Source organism: Fluctibacter halophilus (assembly GCF_020687825.1).
Lineage (GTDB): Bacteria > Pseudomonadota > Gammaproteobacteria > Enterobacterales > Alteromonadaceae > Fluctibacter > Fluctibacter halophilus.
In genome coordinates this window covers 1167603-1185584 of the sequence record NZ_JAJEWP010000001.1, presented here as the reverse complement: position 1 = coordinate 1185584, position 17982 = coordinate 1167603, and the positions used below count along the sequence as shown (strand labels likewise).

At 50.1% G+C, this 17982-nt stretch carries 13 protein-coding genes; 1 reads left to right on the top strand and 12 read right to left on the bottom strand.

Annotation, left to right across the window (positions count from 1 at the left end; genetic code table 11):
- Position 1: 1 nt before the first annotated feature.
- The 4 genes from glgC to LJ739_RS05450 form a co-directional block, all read right to left on the bottom strand.
- Positions 2-1342, bottom strand: coding sequence for a glucose-1-phosphate adenylyltransferase (gene glgC / locus LJ739_RS05465; RefSeq protein WP_229157823.1), 1341 nt, complete (start codon positions 1340-1342; stop codon positions 2-4).
- A 5-nt stretch (positions 1343-1347) separates the two neighbouring features.
- Complete coding sequence (locus LJ739_RS05460) at positions 1348-1782, bottom strand: universal stress protein (RefSeq protein ID WP_229157821.1); 435 nt, start codon at positions 1780-1782, stop codon at positions 1348-1350.
- 173 nt (positions 1783-1955) lie between these two features.
- Entirely contained in the window at positions 1956-3452 is a 1497-nt protein-coding gene (locus LJ739_RS05455) for a S8 family serine peptidase (protein WP_407646762.1), read from the bottom strand.
- A gap of 301 nt (positions 3453-3753) precedes the next feature.
- Positions 3754-4011 (bottom strand): hypothetical protein, encoded by a 258-nt coding sequence (locus LJ739_RS05450; protein WP_229157817.1) that lies wholly within the window; start codon positions 4009-4011, stop codon positions 3754-3756.
- 135 nt (positions 4012-4146) lie between these two features.
- Between LJ739_RS05450 and fabA the strand changes: the two genes are divergently transcribed.
- Positions 4147-4665 carry a 3-hydroxyacyl-[acyl-carrier-protein] dehydratase FabA gene (gene fabA, locus LJ739_RS05445; RefSeq protein WP_229157815.1) on the top strand — a complete coding sequence of 173 codons (519 nt, stop codon included), beginning with the start codon at positions 4147-4149 and terminating at the stop codon, positions 4663-4665.
- A gap of 58 nt (positions 4666-4723) precedes the next feature.
- On the opposite strand, the gene rmf is transcribed toward fabA, so the two are convergent.
- The 8 genes from rmf to LJ739_RS05405 all read right to left on the bottom strand — a co-directional run bounded on the left by rmf (position 4724) and on the right by LJ739_RS05405 (position 17788).
- Positions 4724-4900, bottom strand: coding sequence for a ribosome modulation factor (gene rmf / locus LJ739_RS05440; RefSeq protein WP_229157813.1), 177 nt, complete (start codon positions 4898-4900; stop codon positions 4724-4726).
- Between the two features lie 267 nt (positions 4901-5167).
- A complete protein-coding gene (locus LJ739_RS05435) occupies positions 5168-6826 on the bottom strand; it encodes a DUF3466 family protein (protein ID WP_229157811.1) in 1659 nt (552 codons plus the stop codon).
- A gap of 28 nt (positions 6827-6854) precedes the next feature.
- The gene (uup, locus tag LJ739_RS05430; protein WP_229157809.1) at positions 6855-8759 is read right to left on the bottom strand and encodes an ATP-binding cassette ATPase Uup; all 1905 of its coding nucleotides are present in this window, start codon (positions 8757-8759) and stop codon (positions 6855-6857) included.
- Positions 8756-9004 (bottom strand): glutaredoxin family protein, encoded by a 249-nt coding sequence (locus LJ739_RS05425; RefSeq protein WP_229157807.1) that lies wholly within the window; start codon positions 9002-9004, stop codon positions 8756-8758. Before LJ739_RS05425 ends, uup begins: the two co-directional genes overlap by 4 nt.
- Positions 8997-11099, bottom strand: a complete 2103-nt coding sequence (rlmKL, locus tag LJ739_RS05420; RefSeq protein WP_229157805.1) for a bifunctional 23S rRNA (guanine(2069)-N(7))-methyltransferase RlmK/23S rRNA (guanine(2445)-N(2))-methyltransferase RlmL — start codon at positions 11097-11099, stop codon at positions 8997-8999. The genes LJ739_RS05425 and rlmKL overlap by 8 nt, the downstream gene beginning before the upstream one ends.
- Before the next feature lie 96 nt (positions 11100-11195).
- Positions 11196-11735 carry a cell division protein ZapC domain-containing protein gene (locus LJ739_RS05415; RefSeq protein ID WP_229157803.1) on the bottom strand — a complete coding sequence of 180 codons (540 nt, stop codon included), beginning with the start codon at positions 11733-11735 and terminating at the stop codon, positions 11196-11198.
- A 113-nt stretch (positions 11736-11848) separates the two neighbouring features.
- Positions 11849-12856: a quinone-dependent dihydroorotate dehydrogenase gene (gene pyrD, locus LJ739_RS05410; RefSeq protein WP_229157801.1), complete on the bottom strand. Its 1008-nt coding sequence runs from the start codon at positions 12854-12856 to the stop codon at positions 11849-11851.
- An 81-nt stretch (positions 12857-12937) separates the two neighbouring features.
- Positions 12938-17788: an NAD-glutamate dehydrogenase gene (locus LJ739_RS05405; RefSeq protein WP_229157799.1), complete on the bottom strand. Its 4851-nt coding sequence runs from the start codon at positions 17786-17788 to the stop codon at positions 12938-12940.
- Positions 17789-17982 lie beyond the last annotated feature (194 nt).

Here is a 17982-nt window from a genome sequence, read left to right as displayed (position 1 = left end):
GTTAATGCTGCCCTTTATGCGTCACTACAGACTCTTCGGTCTGTTTGAGGGTCGGTAAATGCAATTGCTGCTGACGCTGGGACGTGAGTGGCATTTTATCCAGCATTTCCTGGGTGACGAGGGTGATTTGCTGTTGTGTCACGGTAAAACCCCGCCGCTTGTCCGCCTCAGCACAGTGGCCGATTTCTATGCCAGCGGGCACAGTGCAGTGGCTGTCAACAATCACTCTTTTCAGGGATGCCCCTTGTCCAATGGTTGTTTCTGGCAGTATCACACAATGCTCTACAGTGGCGCCACCTTCCACTTTTACATTGGTAAATAACAAGGAATGTATGATCTGCGCTCCCACAATTTCACAGCCGCCACTGATCAGAGAGTCCTGAGTGAGGCCGTGTCTGCCGCATTCGTCTTTTGAAAAACGCGCTGGCGGTGTCTGTCCATGGTAGGTCCAGATTGGCCAGTGTTGATCAAACAGATCGAACTGACATTGGCGGGTTAACAAGTCCATATTGGCCTGAAAGTAATTGTCCAGTGTACCGACATCCTTCCAGTATTGTGTTTGACAGGCTTGCTCTTCAAAGGTGTAGGCAAATGTCCGATAGCGCTTAATACTGTCAGGAATGATGTTGTGACCGAAATCATGTCTGGATGACAACGCAACCGCATCCTCTTTGAGTTTTTCGACCAGAAAATCGGTGTTAAATACATAGATGCCCATTGAAGCCAATGACCACCCTGGGCGGCCGGGGATCTCACAGGGATTGTGCGGCTTTTCAACAAAATCAATGATTCGATGTTCGTCATTGATCTGCGCGATGCCCAGCTTGCCCCGGGCTTCTGATTGCTGCACAGGCAGACAAGCCACCGTGACATCTGCGTCGTGTTTGACGTGATCAGCCAACAACTCACCATAGTCCATGCGGTACACCTGATCGCCTGACAACACAATCACATAGTCAGCGCGAGTCTTCTGAATAAACTGTAGATTCTGGTATAACGCATCGGCTGTGCCTTTGTACCAATCGTTGGCATATTGTTGCGATGCCGGTAACAGGTCGATGTATTCACCGAGATGACGATTAAAGCCGCCCCAGCCGTTCATCAGGTGACGGATCAATGAATGGGATTTGTACTGGGTAACAACGCCGATACGGCGTATCCCGCTGTTGATACAATTGGACAACGGAAAATCAATTAATCGAAATTTGCCGCCATAGTGTAAGGCGGGCTTAGAGCGGTATTTGGTTAACGCTTCGAGACGCGTACCTCGCCCACCGGCAAGTACCACGGCAACCGCAGACTGGGTTAGCTGGCTGATATTTCGGCTGGGCGAGAGTGTCATAACGGCTACACTTTGACTGCCAAAACATCGCACTTGACGCCGTGCAACACTGCATTCGCTGTGGAGCCGAGCAGTAACTTGAGACCGCTCTTGCCGTGGGTGCCGATGACGATAAGATCTGCTCCCTGTTGTTCGGCGAGGCGATGTATTTCGTCTGAGGCATCGCCAATCATTGAATACGTTTGTTCAGTGGGAATACCGTTTGCGGCGGCAATGTCTTTTAACCGGCTCGCGGCCTTGGCCTGAATATCTGCTACGAAGTCTCGCCCGATATCCACCGCATAGGGTTCGAAGTAGGCGTGAGGTAAGGTGACGTAAACCAAGCTTAGCTGCGATGGTTCACTGGCCATGGCCAGGGCCCGTTGCAACACGGGTGCGTAGGTAGAATAGACATCAATGGCGACGATAATACGACCGAAGGGCTTGGTTTCAACTTTCATGCGGATATCCTTTGCGTGCATTGTTAAGGTTTATTGAACCACCTTGTTGTTGTTGATTTTTTGATCCGAATCAAACAAAGGCGGCGCTTCCGTATAAAAGTAGACAGGAAACAGGCCACTGACCAGCAACACCAGGGAAATGCTGCGAGCCAGCGACCTAAGGGCTTTACAGACTATTCATAGCTGTAGGACAGCGTCACGCCGCTGTACGCGGTATAACCACGAATGCCGATATGCCATGTACCGGAGCTTGGGTTGTTGAAGGTACAGGTTTCGTTGTTACCGTACAGATAGGGGCGGCAGTCATAGCTGTTCGTCTCGGGCTGACTGCCAAACTGCATGTACAGGTCGGCGTCGCCGGAGCCGCCAGAAATAGACACGGTCATGGTCGTTACACCAGCTGGAATATCCCAAGTATAACGATCCCAGGCTCGGCGTGCCCCCGCCAGTCCGGTCAATTCGCCGTTAACGGGATCGACGCCACCGCCGCCACCGCCACCGCCGCCATTGCCGCTGCCTTCACAGCCGTAGGTATTGAGGTAGTCGTAAGCGTCTTTAGCCTGAACGATCCCGTATCCGTACTGGGTGTCTCTGCCACTACTCCCCTTGTCTTTTGCCGTTGCGTTTAATGCGGCACGGATCTCTTCGTTGCTACAACTGGGGAAAAAGCTCCACACCAGCGCTGCAGCACCTGCAACGTGAGGTGTTGCCATGGATGTGCCACTGAGGGTGGCATAGCTGTTGTCAGGATAGGTCGAATACACCGAAGAGCCTGGTGCAGCGATTTCTACCTGGCTGTTGTACTGAGAGTAAGACGCTCGGCTTTCATTGGAGCCCACCGCAGCAACTGAAATCACCGCGTCGTAGGAAGCCGGATACGAAAAGCTACTGTTACCGTCATTCCCGGCTGCGGCAACCAGCATTACGCCTTGGTTGACAAAGGTCTGCATGGCATTGCTTTCTGCGGTTGAAGAGCTCCCTCCCCCCAAACTCATGTTCACCACGTTAGCACCGGCGGTCTGACATTGATCAATGCCATCGATTAGGTCAGAAGCATAGGTCCAGTTGCCCTGATCGTTAAATATTTTAACGATGTGCAAATCAACACCAGGATATACACCAACGACGCCAAGGTTGTTGTCCAACGCGGCGATGGTCCCGGCGACGTGAGTGCCGTGGCCGTTACCATCATTGTACCAATTGCCCACAGCACTGTTATTGGCCTGGCCTGTTACGCCGTTATTTTGATCACCTAAATCATCATGCCCCAAATTAAAGCCGGTATCGATGATACAGACCTTGCGCGCAGACAGGTTGGCTTGATTTAACTGGTCAGCCTGTACCATCGGCACACCATACGGTGTAGTTTGAGCCTGCAGATACCGTTTGGGATCATGATCCACAGCAGCAACATTGGGGTTGTTGCGTAAGGCATTCAGTGCCTTTTTATTCAGGCTGGCGACTGCCATGTCGTGCTTTGGCATAAACTTATTCATGCGTGCACCGACGCCAGCAAGAATACGCTGTACGTTACCTTGATGGAGCTTTCCATCGACCATGGCGGGTACATCGGCAAAGCCTCCGTTCCCCTGCCCGTTGGTATTGTTGGCCACAGACTGAAAGGTGATCATGTAGCGTTCGGTAGGATCGGCTTCAAAAAATTGCCCCATTGGCGGAGCGCTATCAGGTGAAGACGGCACAGGCACTGGGGCCTGCTGTGCATGCGCCGTCGACGAAACGGCAATGGTTAACCCTGCGGATACAGCGATACTGAGACGTTTTTTTATGTTCATTTTTTCTTTCCTATAGACTTGTTGCATGAGGGGTAAAATAATTACCCGCCCAATAGACTAGAAGCAAAGTAGAAAAAATGACAACTAAATTGGGTAAAAAATATTCACATTGATGTAACCTTAACCTGTTACGGTGGTTACCCGTCAATTGTGTATGGCTTTCATTATCGGCTGCAGGTTAGCGATTGTGGTCTTTTAACCATTCGTTAAGCAGCTTTATCTGCCCACAACGGTAAGCCGCATAAGTAATACGCAATGCATTGGACAGTACTTCATTGTCTGTCCACTGGGTCTTATGCCGAATTTCTTCGTAACAACTCATCGCCTGTGGTGAGACATACCCTCGTACTTGCTTATGGCCAAGGGCTTTCTGACGGTCACGATAGCGCCGTTGTTTTTCGGCATTCGTATTCGCTTTAGACGTTTTCGTTTTCATTACTCTGTCATGAAGTTGATGTTTGATGGATGCAGTCTACCATCGTTAACGTAAAAAAGGATTGACTGCTCAGAGTTGTTTAGCGTACAAGTGTTCGCTAAATTATGCGCCTTTATTAGAACATGTTGGAAAGCTATGACAGATAAGAAATCGAGTTTTGACCGGGAAGCGTTGTTGGCCTGTAGTCGCGGGGAGTTGTTCGGACCAGGTAACAGCCAGTTGCCCGCCCCGAATATGTTGATGATGGACCGTATCGTTCAGATCAGCGAAACCGGCGGTGCCCATGACAAAGGTTTTATCCACGCCGAATTAGATATTCATCCGGATCTGTGGTTTTTTGAATGCCACTTCCCGGGTGATCCGGTGATGCCCGGTTGTCTGGGACTCGATGCGATGTGGCAACTGGTCGGCTTCTTTCTGGGCTGGAGTGGTGGTCCCGGTAAAGGCCGCGCCCTTGGCGTTGGTGAAGTGAAGTTCACTGGACAAATTTTACCAACCGCGAAAAAAGTCACCTATCGAATCGATATAAAACGGGTCATTAAACGCAAATTGTTTATGGGCCTGGGTGACGGTGTGGTCGAAGTCGATGGTCGTGAAATCTACCGTGCCAATGATCTGAAAGTGGGGCTATTCCAGGACACCAGCGCTTTTTAAGGCCACTTAAAAAATCAAAGCCCCTGTTAAGGGGCTTAAACATTATCGTCTGTTGGGGTTAGAGTTTGGTCATACCCAGCTGTCTGTCTTCGATGGCCTCTCGCCAGCCACCTAGCCACTGGGATCGGGATTCCGAGGTTTGAAAGGGACAATTATCTTTTGAGCGCCCAGCTACACCAGCTTGATAACCTTTGGCATGTGCGCGGGAAAGTTTATCTCTTTTTTGTCTTTTCATTGAGTTACCTCTTGTAGACGTGATTCCAATGTGATCGTTGCGACCACAATAATGTGATAGTGGATCGCAGCCTTTGGTTCAATCTCAATTTGTTTTTTTTTAAATTGACATTTTTTAACACAATGAAAATCTGCTGTTTTTTGTTATACAACAATTTCTTCTACTAGATGCCTTTATGTAATCAAAATGTAATATAAGTTTAGCCCTCTGTTCAGAGCAAAAAAAAGCCGCTTCAGAAGCGGCCTTTTATTACGACTATTTACCCGGTTAACGCAAGCGTCGGCGCCAGGCTACAACGGGTAACAACAGTAATCCTAGCAACGACAATGTCCCACCTTTGCGCTCATACTTCACGTCATTTTGCTGGCACTCGTCCACATCCCCGCCTGGGATGGGGATCAGTTTGACTGCAACGGTCATTCCCTCTTCAATGGTGTTACCCCGATCATCCAGATCCAATTCGCCGGCGATGTTCATACGCTCACGGTATACAACTGCGGTGGCGGCTATTTCACCGTTATCGTTGATATCGTTGGCCTGTACAATGTCGTACGATGAATCGCAGCCAATCAATGTGTTGATGTTTTCAAACGTGTCGTTATTAATGTCGTAGATAAAGCCCGCACGACGCCGACTTCCGGTCAGGTTACTGTCAACTTCGCCATCGCCCACAACCAGCCCTTCATTGTTGATGGCGCGGGCAATACTGGATGAAGACTCAAAGAAATCATCAGGGTAGATCGTAGATTCCCCCTGCATATCATGTACAAAAAACTTCGAGCGTTCACCACCACTTAGAATTTTCAGAGCGTAACCAACGACTACATTTTGATCATTGATGTCAGTGGCATAACTGGTGTAATACTCTGAATGATCGGTAATGCCTTTTACCTCATTACCATCAAAAATCGCCGCAAACACCAGTGGGCGGGACTCATCACCCTGGTAGTAATCATGGGATGTACCGACAGCAACACCATTATTATTGATTGCCACGGCCCGACTGGTTAAGACGGTATTGGTTTCAGTATCAGGCGTTACCAGCATGCCCAATTCTCGTTCATCGATCAGGTTGCCATTGGCGTCGTACTGCCAAATCATGCCTCGACGCACAAAGCCTGCATCGGTGTTGGTTTTTAGCAGGTTGTTGATACACAGTTCTACCGGTGAATCACCCCGTTGCTCATCATTTTCACAATCATCTACGGCGGCTTGCAACGTCTCTGAAATGCCAATAGACGCCATACCTGCCACTTCGAAACTGTTGTTAATTCCGTTTGCTTGTGAAACGCCGCCCAACGTGTCTTCCGGTGGAATAACAGCAATCGTCGTTTGATTGTTCAGAGATAGAAATCCCCGTTGATTAAAACCGTGAACGACGAAAGTAAACTCATCACCGCTTTCATTCTGGTACTCGACTTTTTGATAGGGATCTGGGCTGTTGCCGACAATGCCACCGCTGTTGTTTATGTCTCTGGCAAAGATATCTACTGACTGTGTATGGCTTTCCAACTCGCTATCGTACACATCGATACCGTGAACGACATTGATTTCCTGACTATCGAACACATAGCTCTGATAATCAGCGAGTTGTTGTGATAATGCGTTGTCAGCACCACTTTTTACGTAGTTGTACAGCAGGACCAGATCATCCGCATTAAATATGCCGTTTTCTGCTGCACCGGGATCGGTGAGGCTATTAACTAAGGCTTCATCTTCAAAATTCACTAACGAAGTGTCGATGGGAGGATTGAAAGGCAGTTGCCCGTGAGCCAACATATCACCGCTGTCATTGATGGCGGCTGAAAACGTGTATTTAGCTTTGTCCTGTAACGGAAGTTCTACCACGCGATACTTCGCCGCCATTGCAACGGGTGCACAGAGGCAGGTGATGGACAGGGCTGTCGCTAACCGGTTTAATTTCATTCGATATCCTGTTTTACTTCTTATATCACTACTCTTGCAGTGCTTCGAGTTCATCCCAACGGGCATACGCCTTTTCCAGTGCCTGTTCAGCATCGGCCAGGTCCGCTAGCACCGTTTGTGTGGTGGTGGCATCTTGTTTGAAAAAGTCGGGATTACTGATGCTTTCCTGCATTGATGCTACTGACGCTTCCAGTCGTTCAATCTTTTCCGGCAAGGCGTCCAGTTCCAACTGGTGCTTGTATGATAGCTTTTTGTTCTTACGCGGTGAAGACTTGGTTTTAGGACTCGTGGTCGGTTGAGAAGTTTCCGCCTCTGACAGATTTTTTTGTCCTTGCAGCGCATACCATGCCTGGATATCGCTGTAGCCACCGACAAAGTCGACAATCCTTCCCTGCCCTTCGAAAAACAAACTTTGGGTTACCACGTTGTCCACAAACTCGCGATCGTGACTGACCAGCAGTACGGTACCGGCATAATCGGCGAGTAAATCTTCTAACAACTCCAGGGTTTCAACGTCCAAATCGTTGGTCGGCTCGTCGAGGATCAACACGTTACTGGGCTTTGCGAGCAGTTTGGCCAGCAATAATCGATTCTTTTCGCCCCCTGAAAGCGCACTTACCGGTGAATTGACCCGCTCTGGTGTAAACAGATAGTCCTGCAAATAGCTCATGACGTGTTTGCTATGACCATTCAGGTTCACTTCTCGCTTACCGTCGGCAACGACGTCGATAACCGGCTTATCCAGATCCAGGGCGTCGCGATGCTGGTCGAAATAGGCGACTTGCAGATTGGCGCCTTGCTTTACCGTTCCACGGGTTGGCTGAAGTTGCCCCAGCAACAACTTGATTAACGTACTCTTGCCGCAGCCATTTGGGCCGATCAAGGCGACGCGATCATTGCGCATCAGTGTAAAGGTCAGGTTATCGACCACAGCCTGGCCTGAGGGGAGCTGGTAACTCAAATGTTCGGTTTCAAACACGACCTTACCGGATGTATCACCACCCGACACAGAAATGTTCGCTTTGCCCTGAACGTTGCGACGTTGTGCATATTCGTTACGCAGGGCTTTGAGTGCCCTCACCCGGCCTTCGTTGCGGGTTCTGCGCGCTTTAATCCCCTGCCTGATCCAGGCTTCTTCCTGGCTGAGTTTTTTGTCAAATGCGGCATTGGCATTCGCCTCATTGGCAAGATCTTCAGCCTTTTTATCCAGGTAGGTCTGATAATTCCCTGGGTAGCTGTTCAGGTGGCCACGATCAAGATCAACAATACGTGTCGCCAGGCTGCGGATAAACGCCCGGTCGTGGCTGACAAACACGATAGCACCGTTGTATTCTTTTAACGCATTCTCCAGCCACTTGATCATATCGATATCAAGGTGGTTGGTCGGCTCATCTAACAATAATACATCCGGATTTCCCGCCAGAGCTCTAGCCAGGGCCGCCTTGCGCCGCCATCCCCCACTCAGACCGCTGAGTGATTGATTGCCGTCCAATGACAGCTGGGTCAGGACCTGCTGAATTTGTTGTTCAAACTGCCAGGCATTCTGGTGTTCAAGTTCGTGTTGCAGTTGCTCAAGCTTTGCCAGGTTTCTGTCATCCGGATTTTCAGCCACCCGTTGTGTTTGCGCAAAGTAAGCTTTTAGCAGTTCCCCTTTTTCGGCCATCCCTTCAGCAACGTAATCAAACAGTGATATGTCCAGGGTTGCCGGCGGATCCTGGGGTAAGCGTGACACCCGTACATTGGAGGTGATGATACGCTGACCATCATCCAGTGCTTGTTCGTTGCCGATGACTTTGAGCAACGTGGATTTGCCACATCCGTTACGCCCTACCAGACACACACGCTCCTGGGCATGCAGTACAAAATCCACGTTATCGAGAATGGGCGGGGTACCAAAGCTTAAAGAGGCGTTTTTCAGTTGCAGTAAGTTCAAGATAAAAACTCTATCAATTGTTGCTGATCGAATGGCCAGGGTAATTCTTCCCGGCTATCAGTGCGATAAAACACCGGTATCCTGGCGCCGTACTGGTGATACAAGTCATGATCATCCCGTACATTGATCACTTCTACCAGTTGCTCGGCGTCAATCAATGTTGCATCAATCATTTGTTTGGCAGTGTCGCACAATGGACATGACGTGCCGCTGAACAGGATTAACGGTTTTGTGGTATCAGACATGGTGTAATTCGTAACAGCGATGAATACGGGGGTTGCGCTTAAAATCTTCCGGCAAACTGGCGGCACTGACATCCTTCACAATAAGGCCGGCTTCAAGCAATCCTGCTTCATCGATTTTAAACCCGCGCAAGTTATTCGAAAACAGGATTTGTCCATTCTCTCGAAGACATTGTTTGGCAGCCTTGAGTAATGCCACATGGTCTCGTTGTACATCCCAGGTGCCGTCCATGCGTTTGGAGTTTGAGAATGACGGCGGATCGATAAAAATGAAATCATATTGCTGACGATGCTTTGCCAGCCAGGTTGTGCAGTCCCCTTGTACAAAAGCATACGGGCCCTGCAAATGATTAAGGCGGAAATTGTCCTTGGCCCAATTGAGGTAGGTGTTCGACATATCAACCGTAGTAACAGATCGTGCACCACCCAGCGCGGCGTGAACAGACACACTGCCGGTGTAGGCAAACAGGTTTAACACGTCTTTATCTTTGGCACGTTGATGTACCCATTGGCGGGTGGTTCGATGATCCAGAAAAAGACCGGTGTCCAGGTAGTCTGTCAGGTTAACCCAGAACTTGGCGCCGTGTTCATGAACCTCCAAACGGTTGCCCTGGGCCGCCATTTTCTCATATTGCTGGCGACCTTTTTGTTGCTCGCGGGTTTTCAGCACAATGTGTTCAGGGTCGACCGACAGAACCTCGGGTATTGCCATCAAAACGTCATGCAAACGCATGCGGGCTTTTTGTTCGGGAACATCTTTAGGTGCTGCATATTCCTGAACCACCACCCAATCTGCGTAACAATCTACTGCAACGTTGTATTCCGGCAAATCGGCATCATAAACGCGATAACAATCAATGTTCTGCTGTCGGGCCCATTTGCTCAAACGTTTGTGGTTTTTACCGAGCCGGTTGGCAAAGTCGGAGTGGCCTCGCTGATTGGGTCTGACCTCGCAGTTGCGTTCATCTAAGACAAAGTTAACCAACTGACATTCCAGTTTACCGTTCATCAGTTGATATTCTTTATTGGCGACCAATTTTAGCTGACGCAGCAAGTCACGGTTTGATGTCAGTAGCGAAACGGTCCAACCTTTAAACGCATGCTTGAGGTGATCACCCCAGCGTTGGAATAACGGCAGCAATGCGGTTAACTGACTCAGGCGCTCACCGTAGGGCGGGTTGCTGACCAGATAGCCGTTATCGATATCAGCTGGCGCGGCCCATTCACAGGCATCCTGATGGGTGAAGGTGATGAAGTCTGCAACCCCGGCCGACTTAGCATGGCTCTGGGCGAAACCTAAAACACGCTCATCCGTATCGTTGGCGTACAGTGGTGACGGCGGTGACGTTCGGGCCGCCAATGCTTCATCGTGTAAGTCTCGCCAAACGCCAGGATCGTGACCAAGCCAATGCTCAAATCCCCAATGGGGTCGCTTCAGTCCAGGCGCAATATTGGCCGCCATCATGGCTGCCTCAATGACGACCGTCCCTGAACCACACATCGGATCGACCAATGGCGCCCGGCAATCTGGTGCCCATCCGCTGCGAAGCAGCATCGCACAGGCGACATGTTCTTTTAACGGGGCTTCGCCAGTCTGCTGACGGTAGTGGCGCATGTGCAGACTTTGGCCTGCGACATCCAGATATATAGCACCTTTATCACGACGGATACGGCCATGAATACGCACATCCGGTTGCTGTTTATCCACCGAGGGGCGACTGCCGATTTCTTCACTGAACTGATCAACGATGGCATCTTTGATGGTCAGGGCAGCAAACTGGGTATTGTTGATCTGACGATTGGTGCCGTTGACACTGACCGCAAAGGTTCCGGCGACACTGAAGACTTTGCGCCAGCGCACTTCACGAGCCAGCGCATACAAATCTTTGGGACAATCAGCACTGCCTTCTGCCAGGGTGATCAACACTCTGTTGGCGAGTCGGGACCATAAACAAATACGGTAAATATCGCGCAATTCACCGTGGCCGCTTACCTGACCGGGCTTGCTGGCAAGGGTAACGGAAGGACACAAGCGCTGTAGCTCGTCCTGCAGCAGACCGTCCAGGCCTTTGGATGTGGTCACCAAAAAATCGTACATAATCGTCCCAACTGTTAACGGCTGGCGATTATACGGCAAATTCCCTAACGAGATAAGGGCTTGCGTCGCTTTATCGGTATTGTAACGAAGCGAGCGTCAGGCGCTTCGTGCATACAGCGCCGAGGGACGTCGAACCGTCAGGCTGTGGAGGCGATCCTGTAGCACTCTGATGATGGAAAAAGGCACCAGTGTCTTACCGTTGGCCAAATCAATCTGCCCTTCCAGCAACATACAAAGTGCGCTGCTTTGGTCACGCTCTAGAACCAGTGCTGCGACAGGGCCTGATTGACCAATCAATTGCACAACATCGTCGTTCGGGGGCTGGCTATGTTGCTGGCGGGCAGCAACGTACCAACTTTTGTGACTGATGGGTTTGTGAAATGCCAGAGCAGCACAGCCATTGAGGGCGGCTTGTGCAACTTGCAAATCATTGAACTTGCCGAGTTGTGTTAATGCGTCAGTGAGTCGAGCGTAGTGGGCGTGGTCTTCGATACTGAACGGCAGCTGGCCTGACAATGGCTTACAGACCTGCTTGGCACCCACAGCTGACACAAAACACTGTTCCTCATCAAGAGATAATGCAATTCGTTGGGTTGTTGTGTGTTGGTACCAATACCAGTCTGAGCGTGGTGTCATGATTGCCCTCCTACCTCTGCAACAGACTGCATTCGGTTGGCCCAAATAGCAAGGCTATCTTGCTGTTTTTTAATACGAATTTGAAATAGAGAAGGCGGATCGCCAACGGATCGTTATAACCCGTTAACGATCCGTTTGATCAAGGCTGGCCCTTGGTAAATAAACGGTGTGTAAACCTGTACCAGATTGGCCCCGGCCGTCATGCGGGTCTTGGCTGCCGTTGCGCTGTCAATGCCGCCGACACCGATGATGGGCATCCCCTCCCCCAGCGCTTCTCGAAGCTGGCGGGTCACTGATAAACTTTTGTCACGCAATACCGAACCACTCAGGCCACCGGCCTCATCAGCATGCGCCAAGCCCTGCACCGCACTTCTATCCAGCGTGGTGTTGGTTGCGATGACGCCATCAACCTGGGCTTTGTTGAGTGAAGCAGCAATGCTTTGTATCTCTTCGGGGCTTAGATCCGGCGCAATCTTGATCAGCAACGGCGTGTGTTTATTGTGCTGTTGACTAAGGCTGTGTTGGCGTTGCTTCAGACCATCCAGTAAGTTGTCCAATGCTTCACCGTACTGCAGGTTTCTTAAACCCGGTGTGTTGGGCGATGAAATGTTGACCGTCACATAGCTGGCATGTTCAAACACTTTGTCGAGGCAAATCAGGTAATCATCCAGCGCTTGTTGCTCTGGGGTGATTTTGTTTTTACCGATATTGATGCCAAGCACGCCCTGGTAGCGAGACTGTTTCACCTGCTCAACCAGGTAATCAACCCCTTTGTTGTTAAAGCCCATCCGGTTAATGATGGCCTGCTTTTGTGGTAAGCGGAACATGCGAGGCTTGTCGTTACCTGGCTGGGCCTTGGGGGTAACGGTTCCTATTTCGATAAAACCAAATCCCATTGCTGCGAAAGCATCAATGCATTCACCGTTTTTATCCAGGCCTGCGGCCAATCCAACCGGGTTGGGAAATGTCAGGCCAAGACACTCGACCGGCTTGTCGTTAACGTGCTGGCAATAGGTCAGTTTCAACGGCGTGTGCTGGGTATGTTTTAACCAGTTGATTGTCAGGTCGTGGGCCTTTTCAGGATCCTGGGTAAATAAAGCGGTTCTTATCAGTGAATACATTTCACAGGTTCCTCGTAAAAAAAAGCCCCGGTTTGTTCACCAGGGCTTTAGGCATTATGGGCGGCTGCACATCACCGGGGATCAGTGATTGGCATTAATGCTCAATAACATCAATTCGCGCAACGCTACTGAGAACTTGGCGAATTCATGGGTACTGCTGGTTTTGAACTCAGACATCATATGATACCAGCGTTCCAGCAGAATGTTATTGCTCTCCATCCAAGTGGTCAGAATTTGTTCAGCATCCTGCTTGGGTGTTGCGCTGTTAAGCAATACATTGGTCAAAGAGCGTTGTTGCCAGTCTAACTCTTCACGGTAAGATGCCCGTGCCAGTGCTTGCCAGTGGTTGGACACGGTTTGTTTGTTGATTTGGTCAAGGAACCAATGCAACTCCAGCTTGTGACCCAATTTGTAGTACAAGCTGGCGACCAGACCGATTTTGCGTTTCTCGGTGCTGGCAACCTGAGCCAGATCCAGACATGAGAACAAATTGCTCAGGCTGGCAACGCGATAAGCAATAGACTGGGGCACGCCTTGATCGGCCAGCTTCGCGGTAGCACTTTCCAGTTGCTGGTATTCGCTTTCAACCAGGTAAGACTCAAGGTTTTTGCTCAGATCCTGATGGGTTGAACGGTAGAACTCGATGGCCTCATCAATACTCATCGACTTATCACCGTGACGCAGGTACCAACGTGCCGCGCGACGCATGGTACGGCGCATACTGTCGAGCATCGACAATTGGGTATCTGCCGGGATCTTGTTGTCCAGCTTCTCAATTTCACGCCACAGGCCGTCCATTTCAAAGATACCTTTTACCACGGCGTATGCAGTGGTGATTTCTTCCATGGTTGCGCCGGTCTCTTCCACCATGCGATAGGCGAAATTCAGACCCATGTCATTAACCATGTTGTTGGTTAATTTGGTGGCAATGATTTCACCGCGCAGAGGATGTTGTTCCATCTGTTGGGCAAACTTATCGCGCAACATTTTCGGAAACGCTTCTTGCAGCAAACGTCCATGATAAGGATTGTCGGTGATCTGAGGGATCTTGAGCTTTTCTTTTAACACCATCTTGGCGTAAGCAATCAATACCGACAACTCAGGCCGCGTCAGGCCTTTACCCTGGGCAAGACGGTCTGAAATGTCATCGTCATTAGGGATGAATTCCAGTTCACGGTTCAGCGCACCTTCACGCTCAAGGCCATGAATAAAGCGTAATTGCTCTTTTAACTGCCCTGCACCGCTTAAGTGCGTGATAGACATGCTCTGGGTCTGGCGATAACAGTCCTGGATAACAATATCAGCCACATCGTCGGTCATTTTGTACAGCAAATCATTGCGCTGTTTGAGGGTCAGATCCCCTTCATTGACCAGCGAGTTAAGCAGGATTTTGATGTTGACCTCATTGTCCGAGCAGTCAACACCGCCGACATTGTCGATAAAGTCAGTGTTACAACGCCCGCCCTTGGCGGCATATTCAATACGGCCCAACTGGGTCAGGCCCAGGTTACCGCCCTCACCGACAATTTTGGCCCGCACGTCTTTGCCGTTAACCCGCAAATCGTCATTGGCACGGTCACCCACTTCTGAATGGGTTTCTTTGCTGCCTTTAACATAGGTACCGATACCGCCATTCCAGATCAGATCGACTGGCATTTTCAATGCATTGTGGATCAGTTCATTCGGCGTCATGCTGGCTTGTTTGGTACCCAGCCATTTCTTCATTTCAGGGGTCAGTTTGATTGATTTAGCCGCTCGACTGAAGATGCCACCGCCTTTGGAGATCAGGTCGCGGTTGTAGTCGTCCCAACTCAGGCGTGGGTTTTCAAACAAACGCTTACGCTCTTTGTAGGTGGCTTTGGCATCCGGATCCGGGTCGAAGAAAATGTGCATGTGGTTGAACGCACACACCAGACGGGTGTGCTCAGACAACAGCATGCCGTTACCGAATACGTCGCCGGCCATATCACCCACACCCAATGCGGTGAACTCGGTGGTTTGACAATCGATGCCCATTTCACGGAAGTGGCGTTTCACTGACTCCCAGGCACCCCGGGCGGTAATGCCCATGCCCTTGTGGTCGTAACCGATACTGCCACCGGACGCAAACGCATCACCAAGCCAGAAATCGAACTCTTTGGCGATACCGTTAGCAATGTCTGAGAATGTTGCGGTACCTTTGTCTGCCGCAACCACCAGATAAGGATCGTCTTCATCCAGACGCACGACATCCCGTGGCGGTACAATCTCACCATTGACAATGTTGTCAGTAATGTCGAGCAAACTGCGGATGAAAATCTTGTAGCACGCCTGGCCTTCAGCCTGGATCGCCTCACGACCTTCACTGAACGGCAGGCTTTTACACACAAAACCACCTTTTGCACCGACCGGTACAATCACGGTGTTTTTCACCTGTTGCGCTTTTACCAGCCCCAGCACCTCGGTACGGAAATCTTCCAGACGATCAGACCAGCGCAAACCACCCCGTGCGACTTTGCCACCACGCAGGTGAACACCCTCTACCCGTGGCGAGTAAACGAAAATTTCAAACTTCGGCAGCGGCAATGGCATGTCTGGGATCAACTCAGGCTGCATCTTAAACGCCGCATAAGGTTTTTCGTTGCCTTGTTCGTCAGGCTGGTAGAAGTTAGTCCGCAAGGTAGCAAGGATCATGTCCAGGTAACGACTGATGATACGGTCATCATCTAGGTTCGACACTTGTTCCAACTGCTCTTTTACTGAACTTAGCAAGGCTTGCTCTTTCTTCTCTGAGCGTTTCAGCTTCGGATTAAACCGTTGCGCGAACAAATCCACCAATACCCGGGCAATGGCCGGATAGTTTGCCAGTGTATTAGCCATGTACGTGATCGAGAAAGAACTGCCAGTCTGGCGCATGTACTTCGCGTAAGCACGCAGAACAGTGACATCCCGGCCAGTCAGACCTGCGCCAAGTACCAGTCGGTTGAAGGGATCGTCTTCAAGATCGTTGTGCCAGACTTTGGCAAACGCATCCTGGAACAGGTTCTGCGCCTTTTCCATGTCCATGTTGTCGCCGTTGGAGTGCAACATGGAGAAGTCCATGATCCAGTTCACAACGCCGTCTGCACATTGGATCCGATAAGGACTTTCGTCAATGACGCGCAGACCGAAGTTTTCAAGCATCGGCAGCACGGCCGACAAGTGGATCGGTTCGTGGCGGTGGAACAGCTTCAGTTTAACCGTATTGCTGTCGCGGGCCTCTTCCTGAGGACGGTAAAACAGCATATCCAGTGTGTGGGTATCGTCGAGTCGCTCCAGGCGTTCAATATCAACCAGCGCCGCACTGGGCAGGTTCTGTTCCTGATAGCTCGGAGAAAAGGCATTATCGTAGCGTTTCTCCAACGTTTTGCCCGCGGCTTCACCGTGATTCGAACGAATAGTTGCTGCCAGGCGATCGTTCCAGCTCTTGGTCAGCTCAATGATGTTTTTCTCGATTTCCTTCACGTTGTATTCCGCATTGTTGTCTTTGACTCGGGCGATGTAATGGGTTCTGGCGTACACAGACTCTGAGAAGTATGTGGTGAATTCCACTTCTTCGTCGCTGTTGAATGACTTTTTCAACAACGCCTGGGTGTCTTTACGTAAGGCCGTGTTGTAACGCTCCCGAGGTACATACACCATGCAGGAGAAATAACGTCCAAACACATCTTTACGCACGAACAACCGTGAAATGCCCCGCTCCTGCATCTGGAAGATACCCAGGACAATTTGTCCCAATTCTTCAGCACTGCCTTGCAGGATTTCATCCCGAGGATAGGTTTCAATGATATTAAGGAAGGTTTTGTAGGCGTGGGTGCCTTTCTCGAAACCGGAGTATTCACAAATACGATCGATTTTGTCTTTCAATACCGGCAACTGCAGTGCACTGCTGTTGTAAAAAGATGCAGAATACAGACCCAGGAAACGGTGTTCACCGATGACGTTACCGTCTTTGTCGAAGCATTTAACCCCGACATAATCCATGTAGGCAGGACGATGGATTTTGGCCCGGGTATTGGTTTTGGTCAGGATCAGCGCATGATGGCTCAGGGCTTCGGCCCGTGCAGACGCGGGTAATTTGGACAATACTCGCTCACGATCACTGACAGAGTTTTTCATCAGGCCCAGACTTGAATCGTTTTGCGGCACCCAGCGATGATCACCCTCGATGGCTTTAACGTCATAGTAACGATACCCCATCAGGGTAAAGTTATGATCATTTAGCCAGGTGAGAAACTTCACTGCCTGTTCCTGGTCCCGTTTGCTACCGGGAAACGGTTGCTTTTTAAAGTCCTTGATGATGGCAGACATCTTGTCACGCATAGGCTGCCAGTCAGAAACGGCAAGAGAAACCTCACTGACCACACCCAGCAATTCGTCGCACAGGCTATCCAGTGCTTTTTTGGTGGTTTGGCGATCCACTTCAATCAGGAAAACCGTTTCGCGACTATAGCCCTTCTCAGCCGGTTGTTCCTCTGAAGACCCTCCGACAAATTCAACAAGGTGATGTTTGGCATCACGCTTGATAGAAATCGGGCTATGCAACAACAGATGGGCAGTGATCCCCAAACGATTGAGGGTCATGCGCACAGAATCAACCAGAAATGGCGTGTCCTTGAGGATGATTTCGACAATGGTGTGCGATGACTGCCATCCGTTTTTTGCGATTTCAGGATTAAACACGCGAATACTGGGCTTGGCACTGTTGTACTTGGAAAATTCATTCCACAGGCTGAGTGTGGCGCCATATAAGTCGCTGTCATTCCGGTTTTCCAGGTCGTCCTGGGAAATATTCCGGAACAGGATACGTGAGAACTGTTCAACCAACTTAGCGTGTGCTTTAGGCACTTTCTTGTTGATCAACGTAAACACGTTATCGAGGAGAACTGAATGTTGGTGCGTTGCAACCGTCATGTAGCGTACCTTGTTTTTGTCTTTGTCGTGACTTGTCGTCGAGTTGTTGGGTATCAAAGGTCACCAGTCCCACCAACAGGTCTTATCAGTGGGTCTAATTAGATTAGTCAAAAGACTGAGATATATACAGTTTCTGCTAAATTTGCGCGTATTTTCCCTAAAATCAGGCCGCTTTGAAAGGGATAAATTAACCA

Excerpts from the sequence above, each read along its gene's own strand:
- LJ739_RS05415 (WP_229157803.1), bottom strand. The coding sequence starts at position 11,735 with ATGACACCACGCTCAGACTGGTATTGGTACCAACACACAACAACCCAA.
- rlmKL (WP_229157805.1), bottom strand. The coding sequence starts at position 11,099 with ATGTACGATTTTTTGGTGACCACATCCAAAGGCCTGGACGGTCTGCTG.
- LJ739_RS05450 (WP_229157817.1), bottom strand. The coding sequence starts at position 4,011 with ATGAAAACGAAAACGTCTAAAGCGAATACGAATGCCGAAAAACAACGG.
- rmf (WP_229157813.1), bottom strand. The coding sequence starts at position 4,900 with ATGAAAAGACAAAAAAGAGATAAACTTTCCCGCGCACATGCCAAAGGT.
- fabA (WP_229157815.1), top strand. The coding sequence starts at position 4,147 with ATGACAGATAAGAAATCGAGTTTTGACCGGGAAGCGTTGTTGGCCTGT.
- LJ739_RS05405 (WP_229157799.1), bottom strand. The coding sequence starts at position 17,788 with ATGACGGTTGCAACGCACCAACATTCAGTTCTCCTCGATAACGTGTTT.
- pyrD (WP_229157801.1), bottom strand. The coding sequence starts at position 12,856 with ATGTATTCACTGATAAGAACCGCTTTATTTACCCAGGATCCTGAAAAG.
- LJ739_RS05425 (WP_229157807.1), bottom strand. The coding sequence starts at position 9,004 with ATGTCTGATACCACAAAACCGTTAATCCTGTTCAGCGGCACGTCATGT.
- LJ739_RS05460 (WP_229157821.1), bottom strand. The coding sequence starts at position 1,782 with ATGAAAGTTGAAACCAAGCCCTTCGGTCGTATTATCGTCGCCATTGAT.
- glgC (WP_229157823.1), bottom strand. The coding sequence starts at position 1,342 with ATGACACTCTCGCCCAGCCGAAATATCAGCCAGCTAACCCAGTCTGCG.
- LJ739_RS05435 (WP_229157811.1), bottom strand. The coding sequence starts at position 6,826 with ATGAAATTAAACCGGTTAGCGACAGCCCTGTCCATCACCTGCCTCTGT.
- LJ739_RS05455 (WP_407646762.1), bottom strand. The coding sequence starts at position 3,452 with ATGGGGCAATTTTTTGAAGCCGATCCTACCGAACGCTACATGATCACC.